This window comes from Melittangium boletus DSM 14713 (assembly GCF_002305855.1).
Taxonomy (GTDB): domain Bacteria; phylum Myxococcota; class Myxococcia; order Myxococcales; family Myxococcaceae; genus Cystobacter; species Cystobacter boletus.
This window is the reverse complement of record NZ_CP022163.1, coordinates 8984338-9010353: the sequence shown is the minus strand read 5'-3', so window position 1 is coordinate 9010353 and position 26016 is coordinate 8984338. Positions and strand designations below refer to the sequence as shown.

Here is a 26016-nt window from a genome sequence, read left to right as displayed (position 1 = left end):
CCCATGAAACGGGCATACGCGGTGGTGACGGGGGCCTCCAGTGGGATAGGCCGGGAGCTGGCGATGATTCTCGCGCGCGAGGGCTATGCGCTGGTGCTGGTGGCGCGGCGCACCGACGCCCTGCGGGAGCTGGCGGATCGGCTGCTCCAGGCACATGGCACGCCCTGCGTGGTGGTGGGCGCGGACCTCGCCCTGCCTGGCGGCGTGGACTCCCTGGTGCGGGAAGTGTCGGAGCGCGGGCTCGACGTCGAGTTCCTGGTGAACAGCGCCGGCTTTGGCCTGGCGGGTGCCTTCGACGCGCTGCCAGCCGGGCCGCAGTTGGGGATGATCGATCTCAACGTCCGGGCCCTCACCGCGCTCACCCACGCCCTCCTGCCGGCGATGGTGGTGAGGCGGCGCGGGTACGTGCTCCACGTGGCGTCGATGGCCGCCTTCCAGCCCGGCCCCCTCATGGCCGTCTATTACGCCACCAAGGCGTATGTGCTGTCCCTGTCCAGCGCGCTCCACGAGGAGCTGCGAGGCAAGGGCGTGCACGTGACGGCCCTGTGCCCGGGCTACACGGAGACGGAGTTCGCCTCGCGGGCGGCGGATGGGCCCAAGCCCCGGCTCTTCGAGGGACCGTTCGGCCGGGGAGATCCGCGCCAGGTGGCCGAGGCGGGCTTCCGGGCCGTCAAGCGGGGCCGGGCCGTGGTGGTGCCCGGGCTTCGCAACCGGCTGGGCACGTGGTTCATGCTCCTGTCCCCCCGGGCACTCCAGGTGCGCATCACCCGGTACATCAACTCGAGCGCGGCATGAGGCGGCCATGACGAGCCTTCCTTCCACCGAACGTTTCACCGATCGCGTCGCGGACTACGTGCGCTTCCGGCCGGGCTACCTCTACGACACGCGCCTGCACGTGGGGCAGGTGTCGGGGTGAGCCCGGGAAATTAACCTGGGAGGAGCTGGGGTGTAGGGGAGGGGGATGACTTCCGCGCCCCGTCGCCTTCTGCTCTGCCTCCTGGGCCTCCTGGCCGCTCCGGGGTGCGCGACCTCGTCCCGGAAAGTGCCGGACGAGCCGCGCCTCGTGCTGCCCGCCACGGCGTGGAGCCCCGAGACGCGGGCCCTCCACGTGCTGCGGCGGCTCGCCTTCGGCCCCTCTCCTCGGGACTGGGACGCGGTGCGTCATCTGGGCCCGGAGGCCTGGATGGAGCGGCAACTGTGGCCCGAGCGCATCGCCGATGAGGCGCTGACGCGTGAGCTGGAGGCCCTGCCCACGGTGTCCCTGAGCATGGAGTCCCTGGTGGCGCGCCATCCGCCGCTCAAGGACCAGGCGCGCGAGCTGGGCTTGCGGTTGGAGTCCCAGGAGGACCGGGAACAGCTCACCGAGATGCTGGGTCCGGACGCCCTGCCCAGACGCGTGGACGAGGAGCTGCGGGCCCAGAAGCTCCTGCGCGCGGTGGCGAGCGAGCGCCAGTTGCAGGAGGTGCTGGTGGACTTCTGGTTCAACCACTTCAACGTGTCGGCGGCGAAGGGGCCGGTGCGCTGGATGGTGTCGTCCTACGAGCGCGACGCGCTGAGGCCCCATGTCTTCGGGCGCTTCCGGGAGCTCTTGGGCGCCACCGCGCACCACCCGGCGATGCTCTTCTACCTGGACAACTGGCGCAGCGCGCGCGAGGGCTTCGTGCCGCGCGGCAAGAAGAGCCGTCAGGACGAGCGGCCCCCCGGTGGGCTCAACGAGAACTACGCCCGGGAACTGCTGGAGCTGCATACGCTCGGGGTGGAGGGCGGGTACACGCAGGAGGACGTGCGCGAGGTGGCGCGCGCCTTCACGGGCTGGACGATCGACAAGCCCCGGCACGCCCCCGCCTTCCTCTTCCGGCCCGCGATGCACGATGGGGACACTAAGCGAGTGCTCGGCCAGGAGCTGCCCGCGGGCGGGGGACAAGAGGACGGGGAGCGGGTGCTGGACCTGCTCGCGCGCCATCCCGCCACGGCTCGCTTCATCGCCACGAAGCTGGCGCGCAAGTTCGTCTCGGACACGCCGCCCGCGTCCCTGGTGGAGCGGCTGGCGGGGGAATTCCAACGCACGGACGGGGACCTGCGCGCCGTCTACAGGGCGCTCTTCACGTCCCCCGAGTTCTGGTCCGACGATTCCCTGGGCGCGGGCACGAAGACGCCCCTGGAGCTGGTGGCCTCGAGCCTGCGCGCGCTGGGCGTGACGACGGACGGAGGGCCCGCGCTCGCCCGGGCGGTGGAGCGCATGGGGCAGCCCCTCTACCGCGCCCCCTCGCCCACGGGCTTTCCCGAGCACGCCGAGCCCTGGGTGAACACGGGAGCCCTGGTGCAGCGCATCAACTTCGCGCTGGCGCTCGCCGCGGGGCGGGTGAAGGGCACCCCGGTGGAGCTCCAGACGCTCTGGCCCGAGCCTCCCGCGCCGGACGCGGCGGCGCTCCTGGACGTGCTCGCGCCCCGCATCCTCTTCGAGCCCCTGTCCGCCGAGACGCGCGCCACGCTCCTGACGGCGCTCGGGCCCGGGGACGTGCGCCGCGCCGTGGGCCTGCTGCTCGGCTCTCCCGAATTCCAGAAGCAATGAGGTGAATGCTCCATGACGACGCGTGTCTCCCGCCGATCGCTCCTCCAGGCCTCGGGCCTGACCCTGGTGCCCTCGTTTCTCGCTCGCGCCGCCGAACAGGTGCCCGGAGGGCGGCGGCGGGTGCTCGTCACCCTGTTCCTGCGGGGTGGGGTGGATGGGCTGTCGCTCGTGCCTCCGGTGGGGGACGCGGACTACCACCGGGCCCGGCCCACGCTGGCGCTGCCGGCCTCGGGCGAGGGCGCGGCGTTGCGCCTGGATGACACGTTCGGGCTGCACCCGGGACTCGCGCCCCTGATGCCGCTGTGGAGCGGGGGCTCGCTCGCGGTGGTGCACGCGGTGGGCTTGCCCCTGCCGGTGCGCAGCCACTTCGACGCCCAGGACTTCATCGAGACGGGCGTGCCGGGCATGCGCTCCCTCCGGGATGGCTACCTCAACCGCGCCCTGGCCGGGCTTCCCCCCGAGCGGCCCGACACCTTCCGCGCGGTGGCGCTGCAATCCACCTTGCCCCGCGCGTTGTCCGGCCCGGAGGCGGCACTGGCCCTGGGCTCGCTGGCGGACTTCCGGTGGCGAGACACGGGGCGGGGGGCGTCCTTCGCGGCGCTCTACGCCGGAGCGGTGGACGAGGCCCTGCGCACCACGGGCGCCGAGGCGAGCGATGCGCTCTCGCTCGTGGCGGATCACCGGCTCGCGGCGATGGCGCCGGCGAACGGAGCGGAGTATCCGCGCGTGCCGGTGGGCAGGAGCCTCCAGGACATCGCCCGGCTCATCCGCGCGGACGTGGGCCTGCGGGTGGCCACGGCGGACATGGGGGGCTGGGACACGCACGTGGGCCAGGGGAGCGTGAATGGCCCCTTCGCCGCGCGGACGAGGGAGCTGGGCGAGGCCCTGGGTGCCTTCGTCCAGGACCTGGGGCCCCGGTTCGAGGACGTGCTGGTGGTGGTGATGAGCGAGTTCGGCCGCACGGTGAAGGAGAACGGCAACCAGGGGACGGACCATGGCACGGGAGGGGCGATGCTGGTGCTGGGCGGCGGGGTGAGGGGCGGGCGCGTGGTGGGGCCCTGGAAGGGGCTCGCGCCGGAGCACCTGCTGGAGGAGCGGGACGTGCCCTCGCTCACCGACTACCGCGGGGTGCTGTCCGAGGCGCTGGAGGGCCACCTGGGCGTGCGCACCCTCGCGTCCGTTTTCCCGGGCTTCCACGTGGTCCCCGAGGCCCGGTTGCGGCTGCTCGGAGCGTGAGGTGGGTTCACCGCGGGATGGGGGGGGATGGCAACGCCGGGCGCCCTCGGGCAACAATCCCGGTGGATCCATGGACGCCTCCCGAACCCGCATCCAGCGCATTCGCACCCGGCTGGGGATGGCGCGTGAGCGTTGGCGGGTGTTCGAGGCACGAGGCGGCGCTCCTCGGGCGCGGTACTTCGGCGCGCGCAAGCATCGCTTCGAGCTGGCTCCGCCGGTGACGCTCGAGGCGGTGCGCCAGTGGGAAGCGGCGTTCCAGGTGGAGCTGCCCGAGGCGTACCGGATCTTCCTGACGGAGCTGGGAGAGCAGGGCGCGGGGCCCTTCTACGGCCTGGACAGTCCCTGGGGCCTCTTGCGCAAGAGCGCCGAGGCACGCGCGGGCTATGGCGGTTGGATGCGGGCGCCGTGCTCCCTGCGCGAGGACCTGCCCCCTGGGGGGCCGGAGGACACGCGCTGGCTGGAGCGCATCGGCGGGGCGGACTGGGAGGAGCGCTTCAACCAGGACAAGTGGTCGCCCTCGCAGGGAACCCTGTCCCTGGTCCAGGTGGGGTGTGGCGAGGAGATCGTGCTCATCCTCAACGGCCCGTTGCGCGGACGGCTGTGTCAGCTGTGCGAGGTGTGGCAGACGCCCCAGGTGCACGCCGCCCCGGACTTCCTGACCTGGTACGAGGACTGGATCGAGGGCGTGATTCTCGGAGCGGACACGCCCGGGCTCGCTTGAGCCCGGGGGGTGGAGCCAGGGCGGCTTACTGATCGCGGAGCAGTTGCCCGAGCTTGTCCTGGAGGCCCAGGTGGGAGGCGGCGAACTCCAGCATGCGCCGCTCCTTGCGGTCGATGCGTCCGTCCACGAGCGCCATCTCCACGAGCGTGGTGAGGAAGACCTCGGCCTCGGGGGTGCCGCGCTGCACGAGCCGGGTGAAGAGACTGGGGCCGGTGTTGATGGCCATCTCCACCTGACTCCAGGGCACGCTCCAGCGGCGCGCGCAGTCCTCCAGCAGCTTGCGCTCGGCACGATCCACGTGCCCGTCGGCGGTGGCGAGCGCGGCCATCATGTACAGCAGGCGCTGGCGCTCCTGGGGATCCGAGATGATGTCATCCCCGGGCTTCTCCTCCTGGTGGGAGACGGCCGGGGCGGCCGGAGCGGCCGCGAAGGACTCCTGGCGCCGCGGACGGGGAGGCGCGGCGTCGAAGCGGCGCTGGGCCTGGGCGTTCCACGACTCGAAGGAATCCGCCGAGGCGAGCACCCAATCGCGCTCGCCGGTGCCCAGCTGCGTGCCACAGAAGTCACACGTGGTGGCGGCCGAGTTCGTCAGGGGCGCGTTGCACTGGGCGCAGCGGTCGGTGGACATGCCGTTGGCGGTGTTGGTGCGCGCGCCGTGCTTGCGCAGCAGCGTGAAGACCCAGCGCTGGGGGACGGTGGGCAGGGAGGGGGGCTTCTCGTTCACGGGCCCCTGGCCCATGCGCGCGCTCCAGCGCACCTCGACGTGGGCCTGGTCGAAGCCACCCGGGGCCAGCTCGAAGCCGCGCACGGTGACGCCGCCCACGGCGCACTCGAGGAACACCTGGCGCAGGCGCCGCTGGCGCAGCTGGGCCTGCTCCTCGTCCAACTGGCCGATGAACTCGGGGGTGGCCACCTTGCTCAGGCCCTGCGTGGTGGTGCGGCTCTGGGCATCCACCCACTTCCAGAACAGGAGCGAGGCGCGGTCCTCGAGCATCTCCAGGTTGAGGGCGGGGTCCTCCTCGCGCGCCTCGCGCAGGTTGTCCACCTGGGCGTAGTGGCGCACGTACTCGACGCCCTGGGTGATTTCCGAGAGCGTCCAGTCGTAGTTGCCCGAGTTGACGATGGCCTCGCAGTAGCCGCACTGGTTGCTGGCGCCGCCGTTGAAGGGCGCGCCGCAGTGGGGGCACTTGCCCTGGAACAAGTCCTCGCCGATGCGCGTGCCCACGCCGGGCTTGCGCACGAAGGACCAGACCTCGGTGAAGACCTCCATCCGGGCGCCCTTGGCGGCCTGGATGGCCTCGGCTTCCGACGCGGAGGCGGGCACGTCCGTGTCCCTCATCCGGGCCCGGACACGCAGGTGCACGGTGTCGAACCACTCGCTCTGATCCAACCCGATGAGCCCCACGTCCAGCACCTGGATGTCGGTGATGGCATCGCGCACGCCCTGCGCGCGCATGAGCTGCAACTGCACCTCGAAGCGCTGGTAGGTGGCGTCCGAGAGGAAGGGGCGCACGGGCGACATGTCCCGCTTGAACCAGGCGTCCTGGAGCGCCAGGAAGAGCTGACGCGTCTTGTCGAGCAGGGGCTCGAGCTGGAACTGGGGATCCTTGAGGCTCAGGGCGTTGACCCAGCCGCGCACGTCCCGCTCGGAGAAGGTGGTGCGGTGCTCGGCCTCGCGCTGCTGGAGGGCGCGCTGGGTGGCGCCCGTGGGGTGGAGGTTCTTCTGGTAGAAGTACCAGAGGGCCCAGCACACGCCGATGAGGGGCAGCATGATGTGGGGGTAGCGGAAGGTGAACCGCACCACCCAGAAGATGAGCTCGAAGGGGATGGAGCCGCCGCCCCCCCCGCCGGAGTCCCGGTCCCGGGACGAGGTGTAGTGTTCACCGCCGCCTCCCCGGGCCTCGGCCACGAGGGGGAGGAGCAGCATGAGCCCCAGGCCCCCGAGCAGCCAGGGGGTCCACGAGACGAGGAAGCGTTTCAGTGGGGTCCGCATCGCCCCAAGAGTAACCGTTTCCAGCTTGTCAGTCCCCCGGGAGCGGCCGCAGGCTGGCGGTTCGAGTGGCGGCCCGTCAGGAGGGCCGGACGACAGGGAGGGGTACATGGCGGAGTTCAAGGTCGACGCACGCGGGCCCATCGAGATCTGGACCATCGACGGCGAGGGGCGGCGCAACGCGATCAGCCGGGCGATGTTGGCGGAGTTCGAGGGGATGGTGGCCCGGGTGTCGCGGGGGCACGAGACGCGGGCGGTGATCATCACCGGAGCGGGGGACAAGGCGTTCTGCGCGGGGGCGGACCTCAAGGAGCGCGGAACGATGAGCGAGCCCGAGGTGAGGGCGTTCCTCGACGGGCTGCGTCACACCCTGCGGGCGCTGGAGAAGAGCGACTGTGTGTTCATCGCGGCGCTCAACGGGGCGGCGTTGGGAGGGGGCACGGAGCTGGCGCTGACGTGTGACCTGCGCGTGGCGGCGCCCGCGGCGGAGCTGGGACTGACGGAGGTGCGGCTGGGCATCATTCCGGGTGGAGGCGGGACGCAGCGGCTGACGCGGCTGATAGGACCGGGGAGGGCGAAGGACCTGATCCTCACGGGCCGGCGGCTCAACGCGGCGGAGGCGTTCAGCCTGGGAGTGGTGAACCGGCTGGCGCCCGAGGGGCACCTGTTGGACACGGCGTACTCGCTGGCGGAGAGCATCGTGGAGAACGCGCCCGTGGCGGTGGCGACGGCCAAGCACGCGATCGACGAGGGCGTGTCCCTGGAGTTGGACGAGGCGCTGGCGCTGGAGCTGAGGCACTACGAGAAGGTGCTCACCACGGAGGACCGGCTGGAAGGACTCAAGGCCTTCGCCGAGAAGCGCAAGCCCGTCTACAAGGGGCGTTGAGGCCGGGGAGGGGATGCGGCGGCGGGTTCGAATCCCGTCGGGGACAACCTGGAAGGCCCAGCAATCTCAAGGAGTTGCTGGGCTTTTCCTTTGTCCCCTGTTCCTCATGTGCCCTCAGTGTGCCCCGCTGGCGTCTCCAGCCCAGCACGGCGCGCGGTCATGGGGATGGCCCGATCAAGGGACTTGCGCGTGCATCGAGATGGGCCCGGGGGGGCGGGGGACCGCACGACTCCGAACGGCTAGAGCAGGCCCGGAGCGGGGCGGGGATTTGGTGGTCGTGGGGGGTCGTGGGGGGTCGTGGCAGCGCTCGCCCGCTCACTCAAGTCAAGTTGTATCGGCAAATTGCTGCCACTCCGTCTTCATGCCTCTACATCTCTCGGCGTTATCACTGCTGGTCACTTCGCGACCTCCTCGATAGGCGCTTTCCGGAGATCCACCAGCGGCGCAGCGCGAAGCTCGGGCCGGTGGAGCACATTCGAGGCCAGAGTGTCCAAAACCATAGTCAAAGCTCTTCAGATGCTATGTCTCGCCTGCGCATCAGGCTGGCGGTCCGAGACCAGCGCCGCTCACCTAGACAGCAAAGCAAGGCAGCCCAATATTGACGAGGATTAATATAGTAACCCTGCAAGGCGATCGCGTTCAGGCAACTGCGCGCAAGCATTTGCCGCTCCAGATGCATAAAATCCTCTCCTTGTAGCTCCACAAGTGGTAGCCAATCATAAAGCGCCCGGCACCGATCGAAGATAAAGGAATCAACAATCATGGGTCGAGTTTTTGCTTGGTAACGAAAACGAAGGTGACGTTCGACGTTCTGATGGTGGGGGAATCCCAGTTGATTGAGGGCCAGTTCCAGCCACAGGTGCGGAAGAGGAGTATTGCAGAAGTACTGCTTGCCATCTTTTTCGGGAAGGGTGGCGACAATGGCCCGGATAGACTGGAGTAATTGCTTGGAAAGAACAGCAGGGTATCCGTCGGCTGCTGCCCGAAGTTGGTAAGCCAATTTGGCCCCCATCAGTCGGTTGATGCGCGGGTTCGGCTGTAAATACTCGCCCATCCATGCTCGGGTGAGTTCTGTGTCCTGACTCTGCGCTTCCTCTAAAAAATGCCAGAGTGAGTAGTGCTCCCGCGCCATGTGGAAGTCTCCGCCAAATCCCGTTGCTACTGCTGCGTCTGTCTCTTCATCAGTTTCGGAGGAGTTGGACAACATCCACGACAAGTCGCGGAGTTGCTTCTCCTGCTCGGCGAATGCCGTGTCCCCAGCGAACAGGTGCTTACGAGCGCTCTTGTTCAGAATAACCCTCATCCCTGGCTGGACGAGGCTCGCGTAGACATTTGGATATTGTGTCACAAATGCAGAGTATGCCTCTGGGAAATTATCGCGCACCTTCCAACGAAATTCGTCCCGATCTAGCGGATGCAGAATCGGTCCCGACCCGAATTCCGCTGTCGTTTCTTCGGGAAGAGGTTCTTTGAAGAGTCCTTGTTCAACCCAAGCTTGCGAATAATGGTAGCTGGTGAGAAAATCGATTGCCTCATCACTCGGGTCTGGCTCGGAAGTTGTGACTATTAGAGCGGACAACTCCGAGAGCGCCTGTCGGTCGAAGACCGCATGCAGCGAAGCATAGGGCTTCGCCGCGCGGCTGAATAGTGGCGCTGTGAAGTCTAGATATATAATATCAAATGGGGTGGAGTTGAGTTCGAGGAAGTCATCAATACTGCCGGGAAAAATTTTCAGCGAGGGGAATGCCTTCTTGGCCCTTTCCAGTGCGCTCCGGTAGATCTCCGTCTTCGCCTCGAAAGCCCAGACGTTTTCCGTAAGAACACCCAGTTCTTTAAGGATGGTGAGGTCATTTTCCGGCTCAGGACCACACAAGTAGGCGATCCGCAGATCCTGTGGACGCCGATCTCCATAAGTTGCATCTGCAAAGTCGCACCAAGATTGCAAGATGCGCTCATCAACTGTGCTCACAGCCTTGAACTTGAGCAGGAAGTCCTCAAAAGCGTAATCCCACATCCGCCGAATGAGGCTCTCGCGCAGCACTCGTGTCTCACGTCGATGAACGGTGAGCGAATCGACGGCATGCACCCAAAGAGTCCGACGCGCATATTCCTTCACGGACTGCTTGTATGTTTCCATGTGGATTCCCTCTCTGAATATTCTACGGAATCAGTTCGCTGAGTCAGATTTCCTTCTCTTCCTCGGAGAACAGTTCGCGTAGCGGCACCTTGTAGGCCACGGAAGCGGCTACCAGGGTGGCAACGGTGAGGTTGGCGGCTCCCTGCTCCATCTTGATCATGTGCTTGGGGTGAACTCCGATGGCTTCGGCCGCCTGCTCCTGAGTGAGCCCGCGTTCTAGCCGAAGCTCACGGAGCCGTTGCCCGAGCCGCCGCAGCTCCCGCTTGATGGCATGGGCGGTGGGGCCTCGGGTCCAGACTTCTGACCGGCCGCGCTTCTTAGGCGTTTTGGTCGTTTTCCCTGGTGTCGGCACGGGGTCGGGCATACCCGGTGCTGCTCATGAGCTACACAGTTCATAAGCTACATGACCCATGTAGTTCTTGAACTACGTAGCTCATGAGATACCATGGAAGTAGGCCCTTACCCACGAAAGGACGGCCTACATGACCGAAGGAACCGAGAGCAGGAGCCGGGAACCGAGGGCGATCAGTCTGGACCTGGAGCTATCCACCATTGGAGCCGCCATGAGGGGAGCGGAGATCCTCGCGGACTACCAGATACGGCAGGGCTATCTGGACGAAGCGTCGGAGAGGGATGCCCCGGAGTGCGTGTTCTCCATCCTCGCCCTGCTGGGGGGACGCCTCGAACAAGTACGGCGTGTCATTCGGGGTGAAGAGGACCCGGAACTCATCTGGGGTGCCCACAACGCGATTACCCTCCCCGAGTCACTAGCCGATGTTGACGGGGACATCGTCCTGTTCCCGTGGAATGCTCGGGGGATGCCACTGGTCCTCGCCCGTCCCTCTGGCTGGGGCCTGGAGCCGGAGGCGCGCGAGGAACGACGGACGCTGGGCATGGATGGCCGGAAGGTGAAGGAGCCCAAGGTGCGGAAGACGAAGAGCCAAGGGAGGCGGATGGCGAACGAGCCGAAGGACGCTGTTTCCGAACCCTCCAGCGCCCGAGGTGCGGTGCCGAAGGAAGTTCCGCCATCCTCTTCCGAGCCCACCTGAGCGCACCGGGGAACTCGTATCGAGCCGACACGCCGGGGCACTCCGCCAGCACCGCTCCGGCAGTAAGTGGTGTGCAGCGGGCTGTGGCATGTGCCCCCAATGTGCCCCTCCAGCGGGGTTCGAAGCGGCACACGGGGGAACGGCATGGGACGGGATGAGATGACGAACCCGAGGAAAATCAAGGCGATAGCGGGTAACAGCGCGTCCTGCTTGAGGTTTTCTATCGCCCTGCCCACGGGTTCGAATCCCGTCGGGGACAACCTGGCGGAGGCCTCGCGGCCTCCATGAAGTGAGACGGCTCCTCCCCTCCGCCAGCGGTGGCTCGCGCCTGGTCAGGGACTCAGGGGGTGTACAGCTCGGCGCTGGCGTGGACGCCGCTGGAGGCCACGCCGCCCGAGACGAGCACCTGGCCGTTGTTCAGCATCGTCGCCACGGAGGACTCTCGCCCCGAGTTCATGGCGGCGGTGGTGACCCAGGTCTGGGTGGCCGGGTCGTACACCTCGGCGACGGAGAGGTAGCCCGAGTAGTTGTACCCGCCCGAGACGAGCACCTTGCCACTCGGCAGCAGCGTCGCCGTGTGCGAACCGCGCGCCGAGGCCATGGCGGCGGTCGAGGACCAGGTGTTGGTGGCCGGCTCGTACACGTCGACGCTCGGGAAGTACTGGCCATTGAAGCCGCCCGCGATGAGCACCTTGCCACTCGGCAGCAGCGTCGCCGTGTGGCCGCGGCGGGGCGTGAGCAGGCCCGCCGCGGAGGACCAGGTGTTGGTGGCCGGGTCATACAGCTCGGCGGCGGTGATGCTGGTGTTGGTGTTGTAGCTGCCTCCCGCGACGAGCACCTGGCCATTGCTCAGCAGCGTGGCCGTGTGGTCCTCATGCGGCCATGCCATGGTGCCCGCGGAGGACCAGGTGTTGGTGGCCGGGTCGTACAGCTCGGCGGTGCCGTGGACGGCGGAGAAGGCCATTCCTCCGGCGACGAGGACCTTGCCGTTGGGCAGCAGCGTGGCCGTGTGCGACTCGCGCGCCGAGGCCATGGCCCCCGCGGAGGACCAGGTGTTGGTGGCCGGGTCATACAGCTCGGCGGTGGCGCGATTGCTTCCCCCCGCGACGAGGACCTTGCCGTTGGGCAGCAGCGTCGCCCTGTGCAGCATGCGGGTCGAGGCCATGGGGGGGACGGCCGTCCAGGTGCCGCTGGCCGGGTCATACAGCTCGGCCGTCGCGGTCGCGGTATTGGACCTGTTGATGGCGCCACCGGTGACGAGCACCTTGCCGTTGTTCAGGCGCGTCGCCTCATGCCAGAAGCGCGGCGAGCCCATGGTGCCGGTGGCCGCCCAGCTCCCCAGGGTGCAGGAGGGCAGCCCGGCCACGGAGATGGAGAAGGCGCGGGAGCTGCTCAGGCCAAAGCCATTGGTGACGGTGGCGGTGACGGAGAGGTTGGCACCGTCCCGCGAGCAGGTGGGGGCCGTCCAGCTCACGCGGCTGCTGGAGGCGGCGGTGGCGGCGGTGCCGAGCGTGCCGGCCGGAGCGCTCCAGGCGAAGGCGAGCGGGCTGTTCTCCGGGTCGCTGGCCACCACCTCGAAGGTGAGCTGCTGCGAGGGCCGGGCGGAGAGGGCGGACTGGTAGGAGCGCACGAGGGTGGGCGGCAGGTGGAGGGAGGCGCTAGGGGCCACGCACAGGGCGAGGGTGGCGGTGGTCTCGCCGCCGCGCCCATCGGAGACGGCCACGTTCACCAGGCAATTGTTGCAGGCATCGCCGGGCAGCGCGGTGGGGGTGAAGATCGCGCTGGCCGAGGTGGTGTTGTCGAAGAAGCCCGCGCAGGTGGCGCTCCACTGGTAGCTGAGGGCGTCGGAGTCACTGTCGGTGGCGGAAACGGAGAGCGCCGTCTGCTCGCCCACGCCGAGGGCGGACTGGGTGGAGGTGAAGCCCACCACCACGGGGCGGCTGTTGAAGCGCACGTCGAGCACCGCGCCGCCCTCGCCGGTGGAGACGCGCACGGTGAGGGACACGGAGGAAGCGGCGCCGAGCGAGTCGCTCACGGTGAGCGTGAGGGTGACGGGGCCGGAGGTGGCCGGAGCGCTCCAGGTGGTGCCGGCCTGGGAGGGCGAGGCGAAGACGCCCTCGGAGGCGCTCCACGCGTACCGCAGGGTATCGCCGGGGTTGGGATCATGCGCGCTGGCGGCCAGCGTCACACTACCGCCGGGCGCCACCACCAGGGGCGCGGCCACCACGGAGTCGATGAGGGGTGCCTCGTTGGTGTAGGGCACATCGGGTGTCAGCTCCTGGAGCGTGAGGGTGACGAGCGTCACCTCGCCAGCCGCCACGGTGATGCCCTCGGCGTGGCCCTCGAAGCGCAGGTTGCCGGTCGAGTCGAAAGCCTGGGCGAGGAAGGCGCGGTCGGTGCCAGCGGGGATGTTGCCGATGACGCCGCCCCACACGCCGTCGGTCCGCGCCAGCTCCGTCTCGAGGGAGGGCATGTCCGAGGCCGAGGAGGTGACGGTGACGCGGGAGATGTCGCTGGCGGAGAGCGCCTGGCGCGTGGAGGTGGCGAACTGCACCGAGCCGGTGACGGGACTGGCGGGGTTCTGCTCCGAGTGGCAGGCGGCGAGCCACACCAGCACGAGGGAAAGGAGCGAGAGGGAACGGAAGCGCTGCATGGGGGGATGGGGTCCTTGAGGGAGATGGGCGCCATGCCCGCTCTCTGAAACCCACAGTGCCCGTCCCCTGCGATCCTGGCTGTGATGGCGCTCACGGGGGGGGAGTGAAGCCCGTCACTCCCCCGGGAGCGCTCGGCTTCAGGCCAGCCTTCGAGGGCGAGCTTGCCGGCGTCGCGCGCACGGTGGCCAGCGCGGGCTCGCTCCGGTTCCTGGGGCTCCACGGCGCACATGAGCCCCAAGTGAACGCTCCGCGCACCGTGCGTCGGCCTTGACGGAAAGCGCGAACTTCTAGAAGATGATGATAATGATTCGCATTTTCATTATCAACTGGAGAGGCGCATGAGCGGCGATCCCACGACGGAGCGAGCAGAGGACCCTTCGACCCAGGAGGGGATTCCCATCAATCTCACCGGCGTCCCCGAGACGATGCTGTGGACGCTGTACAATCGCGCGGGCGAAGCCCGGCGCCCCGACGGGTTCCTGCGCGATCCCGAGTGCGTGCGCGTGTACGAGTCGATCGACTACGACTACGAGCGCAGCTTCGGCAAGCCGGACGCGTCCCACCCGATGCGCTCACGCGTGTTCGACGACGCCCTGCGCCCCTGGCTTCACGCTCATCCAGGTGGCACCGTCGTCGAGCTCGGCGCCGGGTTGGAGACGCAGTCCCACCGCTGCGACGACGGTCGCGTCCAGTGGCTCTGCGTCGACGTGCCCGAGGCCATCGCGGTGCGTGAGCGCTTTCTGCCTCCTTCGGAGCGGTGCCGCTACGTGCCGAAGAGCGCGCTCGACCTCGGATGGCTCGATGAGGTGGACCCGGCACGCGGCGTTTTCGTCTCGGCGCAAGGGCTCTTCATGTACTTCGAGGAGGCCGACGTGCGGCGGCTCTTCGTGGCCATCGTCGATCGCTGCCCTGGCGTGGAGTTGATGTTCGACACCATCCCGCCGTGGTTCTCGAGGAAGACGCTCAAGGGCTTCCAGAAGACGAAATACTACCGCGCGCCGCCGATGCCGTGGGGCATCCGCCGCGACGACATCGAGCCGTTACTTCGAAGGTGGAGCCCGCGCGTGGCGTCGACCTCGGCGGTCAACTACGGTGTGTTCGCGCGCGGGCCCAGCGGTGCACTGCTCCGGCTGTGTTCGCGGCTCCCGGGACTGCGCAACCTGCCGCCAGCCATCGTGCACGTGAAGACGACAGGAGCAACGGCATGACGATCGTCCGGCTTCGCGCGGCGCTGCTCGAGGCCGGATGGTCGAAGCGTAGCATTCGCACCAAGCCATGTTGTGCGCGGCAACGCGCGTCGAGCCTTGACGGAACGCTTCTCGCGCCACTTGCGAGACGGAGTCGTTCGACTGGATGCGTGGGTCCACCTCGTGACGGGTGTGGGCGCTGAGCGATGAACTCGACGAGGTCCGAGGACGACCAGGCGGGAGGCGCTATCCGATGGTGCCCTCGGATCGCTCACAATATCTGATACGTGCAACCGAACCCATTCACATTCCCCGGGGGTTCTGTGCGGAGCCCTTCCTGACCAACAAACCGGAGCACTTGTGGTCGGCCGGGTTGTATGAAAACTGAATGACGTCGGTGTCGGCGAGCTCTTGAATCACATCAACGTAAGCCTGGGAAGCGCCGGAAACCTCGCACCACCCCGTAGCGCCTTTGCTATCCTTGGCATCGCATCTCACATAGTTGTACACATCGGACGATGAGGCATTCACCTGAAACGCGCACTCAATGAATTGGGTCGAGTCGGATGAATTGTAAGCCCCAGCCATCGAGCCTGATGCAATACAGAGGGTCGAAACGGGACAGTTGATTTTGACTTCGACGTTCTTTCTTTCCCCAGCAGACGCGGCTGTGCCCAAAAGTAGAATGCCAACAAAGACCAGATGTGCGGCTTTCATAAGTTCCTCCTATATGTCGAAAGCTGAAAAACTGGAGTAACCTACTTTGTCCGCGACGACCTGTCGATCCCTGGTAATCGGTTTTCGCGGCATCGGGGCGACCGCCCATTCCAGCCCACAGCTCGGCGACACGCGGCATGCGAGGGGGCCAGCTCCAGGACGACCAGCTACCCCGGCCTTCGCCCTCCCTTGTCGGCGTCAGCCCGAGCCGCGCCAGCGGCCGCTACTGCTACCTGCTTGCCCTCTGCGACGGCCTTCAGTTGGGCGAGCCCCTTCTCGATGTCGGCGCCGAGCATGTTGTCCATGTTCATGAACATGCCACCCGCGAACTGATGGAGGTCGTTGAGAACACCGAACACGAGATCGGGTGGAGCAGCGACCGCGAGCTCGCGCTCGACGTGATAGGCGGACGGCCGTGTGGCCACCACCGTGACGAAAAGGACCAAGACACCCGCGACACCGATGAGAATGTTCCCGAGCATTGAAGCCCTCCGAGCGCGCAACCATCGCATCGCGGGGCTGGCGGTCAAGCGCGGGTGGGCGGGTAGAGGCGCTGGAAAGTCCGCGCTATGGTCATCGCCACGGTCACGGCCATGGTCACCACCACGACCGCGGGGCGCGTGCCGTGCCAAGGGTGGGACATGAGTACAGAGGACGAAGCTCCGGCGGCGGTACCGGCTCCCGAGACGACGGTCGCGGAGTTGCTCGAGCTGGTTGGGAAGATGGCGGCCCATCAGCCCCATGCTCCCTTGCGTGGGGGGAGTGGACCGCTCGCTCCGCTGGCCGTGGCGCTCAATGACCTGGCCACCCGGCTGGCGGCGAGCCACGAGAAGAAGATGGAGGGGATGTTCGGCCTCCAAACGCTGATCGAGCAGTCGCCGAACATCATGTTCGCCTGTGATCTCGAGGCGCGGATTCGCTTCATCAATTACACCCTGCCCATGCACACCCCCGAGATGGCGATGGGGACCATTCTCTATTCCTGGTTCGATCCGTACATGGTCGAGCCGGTCCGCGACGTCATCCAGAAGGTGCTCACGACCGGGGAGCGCCAGGCCTTCGAGATTCCTCCCTCCCTCCACACCGGCGCCGAGTGGTACATGGCCCGGGTCGCGCCCATCCGGAGCGGGCAGGAGATCAGCGGCTTCACGGTCATCCTCACCGACATCACCGAGCTCAAGCGCTCCCAGTTCGCTCTGGAGCGCTCCAACCGCGAGCTGGAGAGCTTCGCGTACGTGGCCTCGCACGACCTGCAGGAGCCGCTGCGGAAGATCCAGACCTTTGGCGAGCGCCTGGTGAAGACGTCCGCCGCCACGCTCAGCGCCGAGGGCCGCGACTACGTCGAGCGCATGCAGGGGGCCGCGACGCGCATGCGCCGGCTCATCGATGACCTGCTCTCCTTCTCCCGGGTGTCGTCGAACGCCCGGCCCTATACCCAGGTGAACCTCGCCGTCGTCGCCCGCGAGGTGCTGACGGACCTGGAGACGGTGATCGAGCGGGCGGGAGCGACCGTCACGCTGGGAGAGCTGCCCGTGCTCGAGGCGGATGCCACGCAGATGCGCCAGCTCCTGCAGAACCTGGTGGGCAACGCCCTCAAGTTCCGCCGCGAGGGAGTGCCTCCCGTCATCTCCGTGCGCGGCACGGTGGAGCCGCGCTCGCAGCAGTGTGAGCTGGTGGTGGCGGACAACGGCATCGGCTTCGAGGAGAAGTTCGCCGGGCGCATCTTCGACGTGTTTCAGCGCCTGCACGGGCGTGGTCAGTACGAGGGCACGGGGATTGGCCTCGCCATCTGCCGCAAGATTGTCGAGCGGCACAGGGGTCGCATCCAGGCGCGGAGCACCCCCGGGGAGGGGTCGACCTTTCTCGTCTCGCTGCCGCTCAAGCAGCTCCAGCGCCAGTGAGCACCCCTCCCCGTCGGGCGGCAGCACACAGCCACTCGCTTCTAGCGCAGCGCCGCGAGGGCCGCGCCGACCTTCGTCACCGTCACCGACACGGGCGTCGTCACCTCCGGAGCGAAGATGGCCACGCGGAGCTCCTCGAAGGCCCACCGCAGCTCCCGCGCCGTCTCCTGGTCACGCACGGTGGCGCGCCTGGCGAGGAAGGTCTCCCACAGGGGGGTGAAGGGCGCGGACTTCCCCGCGTCCTTGCCGGGGTTCGCCACCGCACGCGACAGCCGTGCCTGGGCCGCGCGGAGGTAGCGCGGGTAGTTCAGCAGGTGCACGAAGGGAATCCACTCGATGAGGTTCGCGGGGAACAGGTGCCCGAGCTGCGAGCGGATGTCCCGCACGGCCGCCGCGCCGCTCGGCCCCTTTGATGCCGCCTTGAGTGCACCGAGCGTCGCGGCGAGCTCCCAGGAGGTGGCGGCGACGGCGTCCGCCCAGTCCCGGGCCGCACGCTCGATGCGCGGTGAGCCCTCACGGATCAGCGCCTCGAAGGCCGCCTGCGTGCGGGGCAGCGGCGCACCGGGTGCGAGCTCGAACGCATCGTCGACGCTGCGGGCGAGGACGAGCGCCCGGAAGGCGTCGGCCTGGCCCCGGGCGGGCGGCGCGCCGTCCAGGGACGGGAAGGGCGGCGGCATGCGCGCGGCGCTGACGGCCACGTGTCCGCGCGCGGCGAGCATCAGGAGCCGGCGGACCCCCGTGCGCGTGGCCGCGTCGGCGGCGGAGGAGGTCTCGAGCAGCACCAGGTCCACGGCGGCGCCCCGGTCGACGAGCGCGGGGTAGCCGCGGACCTCGAGCCCGCCGACCCGCCGGGTGACCACGGGGGGCAGCTCGCCGAAGGTCCAGGCCGTCAGCCCCTTGCGATCCCAGTCCGAAGTCGGTGCCGCGCTGCGCAGCGCCGCCCGTGCACGTCCCCCGTATTGCTCGATCAGCGCATCGGCGTCGCGGCTCCGCGCGAGCTCCTTTCCCCGCTCGTCGAGCACCCGGAGCGTGAGGCGCAGGTACGGCGCCACGGCATCCGCCCGGAGAGATTCCTCGGGCACGTCCACGCCGCACAGCCGGGACACCGCACGCGCGAGCGCTGGAATCATCGGCCCGCGAAAGGGCACCAGCTCCTTCTCGAGACGGTCGACCAGGTCCGGCACCGGCCCCAGTTGCTTGCGCTGGGCGCGGGGGAGCTGCTCGAGCAGGGCGGTGAGTTTCTCCCGCTGCCGCCCGGGGATGGTCCAGTCGAGCTCACCCGGGACCAACGGTGCGAGCAGCAGCAGCGGCACGCTCAGGGTGATGCCGTCGTCCTCGGCCGCGGGGTCGAAGGTGTACGTCACCGGCACGGACGCGCCGTGCAGGGTGATGGCGTCCGGGTAGTGCGCCGGGGACAGGTCCGGGTCGTGCGCGAGGGCATCCTCCATCGAGAGGACGAGCACGTCGGGGTCGGCCGCCTCGGCCTTGCGGCGCCAGGCCTCGAAGCTCGCTCCGTCCGTCACGTCCGCCGGGAGGCGCTGGTCGAAGAACGTCAGCAGCGCCTCGCTGTCGAGCAGCTCGCCGCGCCGGGCCTTGTCCCGCAGGCGTGCCACGCGCTCGAGCACCTGGCGGTTCTTCTCCTGGAACGCCCCCCGGGTGCGGTACTCGCCGCGCACCAGGGCATGCTCGAGGAACATCAGCCGTGCCCGCGCGGGGTCCATGCTGGCCAGGGACACGGGGCGCTCCTTGAAGACCTGAAGCCCGAAGAGGGTCGCGTTCTCCTTCACCACGGCGCGCGCGGACTTCTCCGACCAGTGCGGCTCGGAGTAGCTGCGCTTGAGCAGGTGGGGGGCCGCCGCCGCGAGCCACTCCGGGTCGAGCTTCGCCACGGTGCGCGCGAACAGCTGGGACGTCTCCACGAGCTCGAACGCCATCACCCAGGCGGGGGGCTTTTTCGCGAGCGCCGACGAGGGGTGAACCATGAAGCGCGTCTGCTTCGCGCCCGTATAGTGGCGCTGCTCCGGATTCCACTGGCCGATGCGGGACATGAGCCCGGTGAGGAGCGCCTGGTGCAGGGCGTCCCCGCGCGACGGAGCGCCCCGGCCCTTGCGCGGCAGGCGCAGCTCGCGGACGGTCTCCTCGAGCTGGCGCTGGACGTCCCGCCACTCGCGCACCCGCGGGAAGGACAGGAAGTTGTCCCGGCACACGCGCCGCAGATGGGACGTCCCCCGGCCCTCGGCCTCGCGCACGAACTCCCACAGCTTGAGGAGCCCCGTGAAGTCCGAGTGCTCGTCACGGAAGCGCCGGTGCAGCTCGTCCGCCTTCTGCGCGAGCTCCCGTGGCCGCTCGCGCGGGTCCTGCAGGTTGAGCGCCGCGGCGACGATGAGCACCTCGTCCAGGCACCCGTACTCGGCGCCGGCGAGAATCATCCGCGCGATGCGCGGGTCCACCGGGAAGCGCGCGAGCTGGTTCCCGAGCGGCGTCAAGGTGCGCTCCTTGCCCTCGATGGCCCCGAGCTCCTCGAGCACCCGCCAGCCCTCGGCGATGGCCCTCGGCTGGGGCGGGTCGAGGAAGGGGAAGTCCTCGACGTCACCGAGGCCGAGGGACTTCATCCGCAGGATGACCCCCGCGAGCCCGGTGCGCTTGATTTCCGGGTCGGTGAAGGCGGGCCGCGTGGTGAAGCTCGCCTCGTCGTAGAGGCGCACGCAGATTCCCTCGCGCACGCGGCCGCAGCGCCCTTTGCGCTGGTCGGCGCTGGCCTGGGAGACCGGCTCGATGTGCAGGCGGGTGGTGCCCGAGCGCGGGTCGTAGCGCGACAGGCGCGCCACCCCCGTGTCCACGACGTACACGATTCCCGGGAGGGTGACCGACGTCTCCGCGACGTTGGTGGCGAGGATGACCCGGCGCTGGGGGAGGGTGGCGAAGACGCGCGACTGCTCGGCGGCCGACAGGCGCGCATACAGGGGCTGCACCACCGTGCCGCGGAGCTCGCGTGCGTTCAGGGCATTCTCGGCCTCGCGGATTTCCCGCTCCCCGGGGAGGAACACGAGGATGTCCCCGTCCGGGTCGAGCGAGAGCACGTCCGCCACCGCATCGGCGACGGAGTCGGCGAGCTCGGCGTCCTCGGGGGGCGGCTCGTAGAGCACGTCCACCGGGAAGGTCCGGCCCTCCACCTGGATGACCGGAGCCCCCCCGAAGAACCGCGAGAAGCGCTCGGTCTCGATGGTGGCCGAGCTCACCACCACCTTGAGGTCGGGGCGCCTGGGGAGGATGCGCTTGAGCCACCCGAGCAGAAAGTCGATGGTGAGGCTGCGCTCGTGGGCCTCGTCGAGCACGACCGTGTCGTAGCGGCGCAGGAGCGGGTCGCTGTGAATCTGCGCGAGCAGGACCCCGTCGGTCATGAACTTCACGGCCGTCCGCCGGGACGAGCGGTCCTCGAAGCGAATCTGGTAGCCGACGTCCGTGCCCAGCTCCGTGCCGAGCTCGCGTGCCACGCGCGCCGCCACGCTCGTCGCGGCGATACGCCGGGGCTGGGTGACGCCAATCTGGCGCGGGCGGCCGCGCCCCATGGCGAGCAGGACTTTCGGCAGCTGCGTCGTCTTCCCCGAGCCGGTGGCCCCCGCGACAATGACCACCTGATGGGCGGTGATGGCCGCGGTGATGTCCTCCACCCGGCTCGAGATGGGGAGTTCGGGGGGGAAGTGCAGGGTGGGCAAGCCGCCGGTGGGCGGAATGGGTAAGTCGCCGGACATGGAAGCATGGCCTAGCACTGAAGCGCACGCTCCGCCCCTGACGAAGTGTGTGGGCGCCTGCGCGCCCGGCGTTTCTGGGGGAATTCTCCCTGCACGCAATACGCACCTGCCTGCGAACGACAGTGTCCCCGACGGGATTCGAACCCGTGGAGGATGGGTGCCCTGGAACCCAACGGTAGCGCGTGCCCTGGCGAGGTGTGCTGGGGATGGGCAGGTGGGGGCGCGCAGGGGGAGTACCGGCGCTGCTGGTTCCTCCTCCTCGCTCGGCTTTGCCGCTGCGGGGAGCACGCGGATGGCGTTGCTCACCGCGGCAGACGAGGCGCCTCCGAGGGAGGCGCCTTGGGGCCCCTTAGTCAGTTCGCTGGCGTTGCTCACCCGTCGCCGCAGTCTCCAGGCTGCGGTGCCACGTCGCATTGCGAGCGTTTCCGATCAAGCTGCGCCGCGACTTATGCGCGTCGTCGGAATGGGCGTCCCACATGCTCCGGAATCGGCGCCCCGCCTGGGCCGGAGCACACAGGTGGTACAATTGGGTCAGACCTGTAGGACTTACACCGGGAGCAGCGCATGTCCACCAGCTTCTTCGAGGAGCAGAAGGAGCAGTCGGAAATCAAGGCGGCCATCGTGGCCAACTACTTCTGGGCATGGGCGAAGGTCATCATGCCGAGGGCGAGGGCCGAACGGATCGCCTACATCGACCTTTTCGCGGGGCCGGGGCGTTACTCCGACGGTTCCAAGTCAACGCCCGTCCTCATCTTAGAGAAGGCCATCGCCGACCCTGTGATGAGGAAGATGCTCGTCGCGCTCTTCAACGACAAAGATGAGGCCCATGCGCGGTCGCTGGAGGCAGCCATCGCTGCGCTTCCTGGGATTGAGATGCTCGCGCACAAGCCGGTTGTGAAGAGTCAGGAGGTTGGCGAAGAGATCGTGAAGATGTTCGAGCAGATGAGGCTCGTGCCGACGCTCTGCTTCGTGGACCCCTGGGGCTACAAGGGACTCTCGCTCCGGCTCATCAACTCAGTGCTGAAGGACTGGGCCTGCGAGTGTGTGTTCTTCTTCAACTACAACCGCATCAACATGGGGCTGACCAACCCGTTCGTGGTCGAGCACATGAACGCACTTTTTGGTGACGAGCGTGCCGATGCTCTCCGCGCGAGGTTGAAGGGGTTGAGCAGCCAGGACCGCGAGTTGGCCATTGTTGAGGAGCTTGCCGAGGCTTTGCGGGAGATGGGCGGCAAGTACGTGCTGCCGTTCGCCTTCACCAACGACCGAGGCACGAGGACAACCCACCATCTCATCTTCGTAAGCAAGCATGTCCTTGGCTACACGATCATGAAGGGCATCATGGCTGGCGAGAGTTCAAGCGCTCCGCAGGGGGTAGCGTCCTTTCGTTACAGCCCCGCCGATGCCCGGTTCCCGATCCTCTTCGACCTCACCCGGCCGCTGGACGACCTTGCTGGGATGTTGCTGGCCGACTTCGCCGGGCAGTCCCTGCGGATGCAGGACATCTTCGACAAGCACCATGTCGGTAAGCCGTTCGTCGAGAAGAACTACAGGGCAGCCCTTCGTCAGCTTGAAGCCGCCGGGAAGGTGCAGGCGGACCCTCCAGCGACGAAGAGGCGAAAGCGGAAGGGCGAGGTCACGTTCGCGCCAGATGTTCGAGTCACATTCCCACCAGCGGGACGATAAGAAGGGTTGCCGAGAGTATATGGCTGAACTAGCGTTCAGTAAAGGAGCGAGCTATGTCCCTTCAGAGCGCCATCGAGTGGACCGATGCCACATGGAACCCGGTCAGGGGATGCAGGAAGGTCTCGCCCGGCTGCAAGCACTGCTATGCGGAGACCTTCGCTGAGCGGTTCCGTGGAGTCCCTGGACACCCCTTCGAGCAGGGCTTCGACCTTCGTCTGGTCCCCGAGAAGCTCGCAGAGCCATTGCGGTGGAAGGCTCCGAAGACGATCTTTGTGAACTCAATGAGCGACCTGTTCCTGGAGGCCGTGCCCGACGACTACATCGCCGCCGTAGCCCGTGTGATGCAGCTGGCCACTTGGCACACGTTCCAAGTGCTGACGAAACGGTCTGAGCGGATGCGGGACCTCCTCCAGGGAAAGCTCGCCTTTGCGGCACAGCTCCCGAACGTTTGGTGGGGCGTGAGTGTGGAGGACCGTCGCTACGGCCTGCCCCGCATCGAGCATCTCCGAACAACTCCGGCGCGGGTACGGTTTCTCTCTGTGGAACCCCTTCTTGAGGATCTCGGGACTGTACGCCTGGACGACATCCATTGGGTCATCGTTGGCGGAGAGAGCGGTGCTGGCGCGAGACCCATGAAGCGGGAGTGGGTCACGTCAATTCGGGACCAGTGCGAGAGAGCCCAGGTCGCCTTCTTCTTCAAGCAGTGGGGCGGGTTCCAGAAGAGCAAGATGGGTCGAGAGCTAGATGGCCGCACATACGACGCCCTGCCTGCGCGCGAGAGCGTGATTGCGCCAGCGCTTGCCGGGCGAGATACCTTGATCCGGCAGGTCGAGGGCGTCGCCCTTCGATGGCAGTGTCACGCGGCACAGTCACTGCGAACTCTGCCATCACACCCAGTGGTCTAGAGGGAACGCCAGCCGCAAGGGCAGCCTTTGACGGGACTGGGCGAGCGGCAAGAGGGCGGGATTGATCACGAAAAGCTGGATCACCCCCGCCATCCTGCGTGACCAACAAGCCAAAGGTGTTGCGCCCGTCAACGCGGAGAAGTTGGTCGAGTGAGGCCGGGCGCTGGGGCGCCAATCGCATGGAACGGTGCCCCAGGCTCAGCGTTTCTTAGAGCTCGTAGTCCAGCGGCTCCGGCCGGATCTGGGCGCCGATATCCAGTACCTCGAACTTCCCCAGCACGCGACGGCCGACCTTCTGGAAGACGACGGTGGCGGACACATCAATCACGTCGCCGTGGTAGACTTGATCCGGGTCCTGCTCCAAGGACGATGAGCCCGACACGGTGAAGTCCCATTCGGGCTCGTGCTCCTCAAACGGCGAGACTTCATCGAGATCAAGCTCGAAATCCCCACCGTACGCGTTCGTCATCGCAATCTCGCTGCTGTATGAGCCGCTGTTCTCGATGTCTCTGACGATGTCGAAGAAGAGGTCGTCCTTCAGGTGCTCGACATCGTCGTACACACTGGCCTCCGGCAGATGCTCCTTGAATGTCTCGCGAATCGCACGGGCCAGGAGGTTGTCTTCGTCGGGCATCGAGTACCCGAGTGCGCTCATTCGCTGGTCAATGAGCGCGCGGTCGAGAACAACATGCAGCGCGTCGTCGAATGACGGCGCCTCTTCCTTCGAAGCCTTGAAAGCCGCGTAGGTATTGTAGCCGAGTGCGGCGGAGAGCAGTTGGTGCACATGCCCCAACTGCATCTCAATGGGCAACTTGGTACGCAGGGTGTGCGCAAGAGACGAAAAAACGATACCCATATAGGTGCTCCGGTCACGCGCCTGGATGTCGAGCGATTACGCATCCGGCGCAGGGAGAACCCTGAGCGTCGGTTTTCTGCGCATACTACGGAACGTCACGCCAATTTGAAGCCGCTCGCAGCTTAGGCCGGCCGCCCTATAAATACATTACCGGACCCAGACCGACGGCACAAGCCCAGCCGACAGCAGTCAGCCGAACAAGGCCACGTCGGGCAGGGAGGACGTCGTTGCCCACTGTTCACCTGCGCCCTGTGTGAAGGCAGGCAAAAGGTGCTGGCGCACTGACGAGCGGCCGGATGAGCGGGAAGTTGCGGCAGCCTTGCTATGCTGGGCTGAAGTGGTCAGAGTCCGACGCGCGCACAGTCACAAAGCCGAACTGGGGCAAGCCCAGTGCCCTAACGGGTGGCGAGCCGCTGGGCGATCTCCGGCGTCGCGCGCACGGTGGCCAGCGCGGGCTCGCTCCGGGCCGTGTCCAGGTCGTCGTAGCCCGCGTCGAGCGCGCGCTTGAGCCATTCGGTGGCGTGCTCCACCTGCTCTCCCCGCGCGTGGTTGAGCGCGGCCTGGTAGGCCTCCTCGGCGCGGCCGGTGCTCTCGAAGGTGCGCGCGAACAACTCCGCCGCGGTGCTGAAATCCCCTCGGGCCACGGCCACGTCCGCCAGCAGCGCGTCGCGCTTGGCGAGGCTCTTCCAGGCGAAGTCCCGCGCGGTGCGCTCGGCTTCCTCTAGCCGCTGGGCGCGCACCAACAGGCGTGTCGCGAGCGCCACCGTCGCCTCGGACGGCTCCTGCTCCAGCGCGGCGAGCGCGGGGGTCAGCGCCCGCTCGTGCAGCCCCGCGGCCTCGTACGCCATGGCCAGGGAGTAGGGCTTCGCGGCCTGGGGAGGCTCCACCTTCTCCAGCTGGGACAGGGCGGCGCGGGGGTTGCCCTCGGAGAGCGCCACCCAGGCGAGCAGATCCCGCACCGCGTTGCTCTCCTCGCCCGGCGCGGCCACGGAGAAGGCCAGGTGGCCCAGGCGGGACGCCTCGCTCTCCTGTCCCGAGCGCAGTGCCTTCCAGGCCCGCGCGACCAGCTCCTTCACGGGCTCCTCCACGTCGGGCGGACGCGCGGGCTCCAGGGGCTTGAGGTCGCGCGTGTAGGACAGGGCCTGCCAGCAGGTGTACGCCATGCGGCCGAACATGAAGGCGACGAAGATGGCGCGCGCGAAGAGCGCCAGGCCCGTCACCGCCGCCGCGACGACGACGCCCACCCACAGCGTGAGACGCTGGCGCTTGGGGCCCAGCACCCCGTTGAGGATGTGGCCTCCATCCAGGGGCAGCACGGGCAGCAGGTTGACGAAGCCCCAGAAGAAGTTCACGAACATCAGGTAGTAATAGATGACGTGACCCTGAGCCGTGGTGGGCGGCACCCAGCGGTTGACGGCCACCATGATGCCGCCGAACAGGAAGCCCGCCAGGGGCCCCGCGGCGGTGATGGCCACGTCGCGCCAGCGGCTGAGCCCCTGGTGGTACGTCAATCCGCCGAACTCATAGAGCCGGATGTGCACCAGGTCCGAGCCCAGGCTCATGGCGGCGAGCGCATGTCCCAGCTCGTGGATGAGGATGGAGACGAAGCAGACGGCCACCCAGATCACCACCCGGCTCATGTCATCCCGGGCTCCGATCAGCCCGAACAGCGCGGTCATGAGCCAGAAGCTCGGCTCCACCACGACGGGGATGCGGCCCAGGTTGAACTGCCAGGAGAAGGGGGGAGAGGTATGCGTGCTCATGGGC

Annotated in this window: 19 protein-coding genes; 10 read left to right on the top strand and 9 right to left on the bottom strand. The window is 67.7% G+C overall.

Annotation, left to right across the window (positions count from 1 at the left end):
- The first annotated feature begins 3 nt into the window (after window positions 1–3).
- The 4 genes from MEBOL_RS37320 (at window position 4) to MEBOL_RS37305 (ending at window position 4529) form a co-directional block, all read left to right on the top strand.
- Window positions 4–795, top strand: a complete 792-nt coding sequence (locus tag MEBOL_RS37320; RefSeq protein ID WP_095981870.1) for an SDR family NAD(P)-dependent oxidoreductase — start codon at window positions 4–6, stop codon at window positions 793–795.
- Between the two features lie 166 nt (window positions 796–961).
- On the top strand, window positions 962–2572 hold the full coding sequence (locus MEBOL_RS37315) for a DUF1800 domain-containing protein (protein WP_095981869.1): 1611 nt from the start codon (window positions 962–964) through the stop codon (window positions 2570–2572).
- Between the two features lie 12 nt (window positions 2573–2584).
- The gene (locus MEBOL_RS37310; protein ID WP_095981868.1) at window positions 2585–3808 is read left to right on the top strand and encodes a DUF1501 domain-containing protein; all 1224 of its coding nucleotides are present in this window, start codon (window positions 2585–2587) and stop codon (window positions 3806–3808) included.
- Between the two features lie 70 nt (window positions 3809–3878).
- A complete protein-coding gene (locus tag MEBOL_RS37305) occupies window positions 3879–4529 on the top strand; it encodes an SMI1/KNR4 family protein (protein WP_095981867.1) in 651 nt (216 codons plus the stop codon).
- A gap of 25 nt (window positions 4530–4554) precedes the next feature.
- On the opposite strand, the gene MEBOL_RS37300 is transcribed toward MEBOL_RS37305, so the two are convergent.
- Window positions 4555–6522 (bottom strand): TIM44-like domain-containing protein, encoded by a 1968-nt coding sequence (locus MEBOL_RS37300; protein ID WP_095981866.1) that lies wholly within the window; start codon window positions 6520–6522, stop codon window positions 4555–4557.
- A 106-nt stretch (window positions 6523–6628) separates the two neighbouring features.
- Between MEBOL_RS37300 and MEBOL_RS37295 the strand changes: the two genes are divergently transcribed.
- Entirely contained in the window at window positions 6629–7405 is a 777-nt protein-coding gene (locus MEBOL_RS37295; protein ID WP_095981865.1) for an enoyl-CoA hydratase-related protein, read from the top strand.
- 502 nt (window positions 7406–7907) lie between these two features.
- On the opposite strand, the gene MEBOL_RS41660 is transcribed toward MEBOL_RS37295, so the two are convergent.
- Window positions 7908–9542 carry a ferredoxin reductase domain-containing protein gene (locus MEBOL_RS41660; RefSeq protein WP_157823902.1) on the bottom strand — a complete coding sequence of 545 codons (1635 nt, stop codon included), beginning with the start codon at window positions 9540–9542 and terminating at the stop codon, window positions 7908–7910.
- 43 nt (window positions 9543–9585) lie between these two features.
- A complete protein-coding gene (locus MEBOL_RS37290; protein ID WP_095981864.1) occupies window positions 9586–9906 on the bottom strand; it encodes a helix-turn-helix domain-containing protein in 321 nt (106 codons plus the stop codon).
- A gap of 118 nt (window positions 9907–10024) precedes the next feature.
- Between MEBOL_RS37290 and MEBOL_RS37285 the strand changes: the two genes are divergently transcribed.
- Window positions 10025–10591 carry a hypothetical protein gene (locus MEBOL_RS37285; RefSeq protein WP_095981863.1) on the top strand — a complete coding sequence of 189 codons (567 nt, stop codon included), beginning with the start codon at window positions 10025–10027 and terminating at the stop codon, window positions 10589–10591.
- Between the two features lie 340 nt (window positions 10592–10931).
- Here the strand turns inward: MEBOL_RS37285 and MEBOL_RS37275 are convergent, their stop codons facing one another.
- Window positions 10932–13244, bottom strand: a complete 2313-nt coding sequence (locus MEBOL_RS37275) for a kelch repeat-containing protein (protein WP_095981861.1) — start codon at window positions 13242–13244, stop codon at window positions 10932–10934.
- A gap of 339 nt (window positions 13245–13583) precedes the next feature.
- On the opposite strand from MEBOL_RS37275, the gene MEBOL_RS37270 reads away from it, so the two are divergent.
- Window positions 13584–14453, top strand: a complete 870-nt coding sequence (locus tag MEBOL_RS37270) for a class I SAM-dependent methyltransferase (RefSeq protein ID WP_179956354.1) — start codon at window positions 13584–13586, stop codon at window positions 14451–14453.
- 282 nt (window positions 14454–14735) lie between these two features.
- Here the strand turns inward: MEBOL_RS37270 and MEBOL_RS41655 are convergent, their stop codons facing one another.
- Entirely contained in the window at window positions 14736–15149 is a 414-nt protein-coding gene (locus MEBOL_RS41655; RefSeq protein WP_157823900.1) for a hypothetical protein, read from the bottom strand.
- Window positions 15150–15316: 167 nt separating this feature from the next.
- Entirely contained in the window at window positions 15317–15631 is a 315-nt protein-coding gene (locus MEBOL_RS37260) for a hypothetical protein (RefSeq protein ID WP_095981859.1), read from the bottom strand.
- A 159-nt stretch (window positions 15632–15790) separates the two neighbouring features.
- On the opposite strand from MEBOL_RS37260, the gene MEBOL_RS37255 reads away from it, so the two are divergent.
- Window positions 15791–17050, top strand: coding sequence for a PAS domain-containing sensor histidine kinase (locus MEBOL_RS37255; protein WP_095983241.1), 1260 nt, complete (start codon window positions 15791–15793; stop codon window positions 17048–17050).
- Window positions 17051–17091: 41 nt separating this feature from the next.
- On the opposite strand, the gene hrpA is transcribed toward MEBOL_RS37255, so the two are convergent.
- Window positions 17092–20802, bottom strand: a complete 3711-nt coding sequence (gene hrpA / locus MEBOL_RS37250) for an ATP-dependent RNA helicase HrpA (RefSeq protein WP_095981858.1) — start codon at window positions 20800–20802, stop codon at window positions 17092–17094.
- Between the two features lie 564 nt (window positions 20803–21366).
- On the opposite strand from hrpA, the gene MEBOL_RS37245 reads away from it, so the two are divergent.
- Window positions 21367–22488 (top strand): three-Cys-motif partner protein TcmP, encoded by a 1122-nt coding sequence (locus MEBOL_RS37245; RefSeq protein WP_095981857.1) that lies wholly within the window; start codon window positions 21367–21369, stop codon window positions 22486–22488.
- Between the two features lie 53 nt (window positions 22489–22541).
- Complete coding sequence (locus MEBOL_RS37240) at window positions 22542–23393, top strand: DUF5131 family protein (RefSeq protein ID WP_095981856.1); 852 nt, start codon at window positions 22542–22544, stop codon at window positions 23391–23393.
- A 208-nt stretch (window positions 23394–23601) separates the two neighbouring features.
- Here the strand turns inward: MEBOL_RS37240 and MEBOL_RS37235 are convergent, their stop codons facing one another.
- Window positions 23602–24249, bottom strand: a complete 648-nt coding sequence (locus MEBOL_RS37235) for a hypothetical protein (protein WP_095981855.1) — start codon at window positions 24247–24249, stop codon at window positions 23602–23604.
- Between the two features lie 395 nt (window positions 24250–24644).
- Window positions 24645–26012, bottom strand: a complete 1368-nt coding sequence (locus MEBOL_RS37230; protein ID WP_095981854.1) for a M50 family metallopeptidase — start codon at window positions 26010–26012, stop codon at window positions 24645–24647.
- Between the last annotated feature and the right edge of the window lie 4 nt (window positions 26013–26016).

Bases quoted from the DNA above. Each gene is read 5' to 3' on its own strand.
- MEBOL_RS41655 (WP_157823900.1), bottom strand. From the start codon at position 15,149: ATGAAAGCCGCACATCTGGTCTTTGTTGGCATTCTACTTTTGGGCACA.
- MEBOL_RS41660 (WP_157823902.1), bottom strand. From the start codon at position 9,542: ATGGAAACATACAAGCAGTCCGTGAAGGAATATGCGCGTCGGACTCTT.
- MEBOL_RS37295 (WP_095981865.1), top strand. From the start codon at position 6,629: ATGGCGGAGTTCAAGGTCGACGCACGCGGGCCCATCGAGATCTGGACC.
- MEBOL_RS37320 (WP_095981870.1), top strand. From the start codon at position 4: ATGAAACGGGCATACGCGGTGGTGACGGGGGCCTCCAGTGGGATAGGC.
- MEBOL_RS37310 (WP_095981868.1), top strand. From the start codon at position 2,585: ATGACGACGCGTGTCTCCCGCCGATCGCTCCTCCAGGCCTCGGGCCTG.
- MEBOL_RS37270 (WP_179956354.1), top strand. From the start codon at position 13,584: ATGAGCGGCGATCCCACGACGGAGCGAGCAGAGGACCCTTCGACCCAG.
- MEBOL_RS37315 (WP_095981869.1), top strand. From the start codon at position 962: ATGACTTCCGCGCCCCGTCGCCTTCTGCTCTGCCTCCTGGGCCTCCTG.
- MEBOL_RS37275 (WP_095981861.1), bottom strand. From the start codon at position 13,244: ATGCAGCGCTTCCGTTCCCTCTCGCTCCTTTCCCTCGTGCTGGTGTGG.
- MEBOL_RS37300 (WP_095981866.1), bottom strand. From the start codon at position 6,522: ATGCGGACCCCACTGAAACGCTTCCTCGTCTCGTGGACCCCCTGGCTG.
- MEBOL_RS37305 (WP_095981867.1), top strand. From the start codon at position 3,879: ATGGACGCCTCCCGAACCCGCATCCAGCGCATTCGCACCCGGCTGGGG.
- MEBOL_RS37240 (WP_095981856.1), top strand. From the start codon at position 22,542: ATGTCCCTTCAGAGCGCCATCGAGTGGACCGATGCCACATGGAACCCG.
- hrpA (WP_095981858.1), bottom strand. From the start codon at position 20,802: ATGTCCGGCGACTTACCCATTCCGCCCACCGGCGGCTTGCCCACCCTG.
- MEBOL_RS37235 (WP_095981855.1), bottom strand. From the start codon at position 24,249: ATGGGTATCGTTTTTTCGTCTCTTGCGCACACCCTGCGTACCAAGTTG.
- MEBOL_RS37285 (WP_095981863.1), top strand. From the start codon at position 10,025: ATGACCGAAGGAACCGAGAGCAGGAGCCGGGAACCGAGGGCGATCAGT.
- MEBOL_RS37260 (WP_095981859.1), bottom strand. From the start codon at position 15,631: ATGCTCGGGAACATTCTCATCGGTGTCGCGGGTGTCTTGGTCCTTTTC.
- MEBOL_RS37255 (WP_095983241.1), top strand. From the start codon at position 15,791: ATGAGTACAGAGGACGAAGCTCCGGCGGCGGTACCGGCTCCCGAGACG.
- MEBOL_RS37290 (WP_095981864.1), bottom strand. From the start codon at position 9,906: ATGCCCGACCCCGTGCCGACACCAGGGAAAACGACCAAAACGCCTAAG.
- MEBOL_RS37230 (WP_095981854.1), bottom strand. From the start codon at position 26,012: ATGAGCACGCATACCTCTCCCCCCTTCTCCTGGCAGTTCAACCTGGGC.
- MEBOL_RS37245 (WP_095981857.1), top strand. From the start codon at position 21,367: ATGTCCACCAGCTTCTTCGAGGAGCAGAAGGAGCAGTCGGAAATCAAG.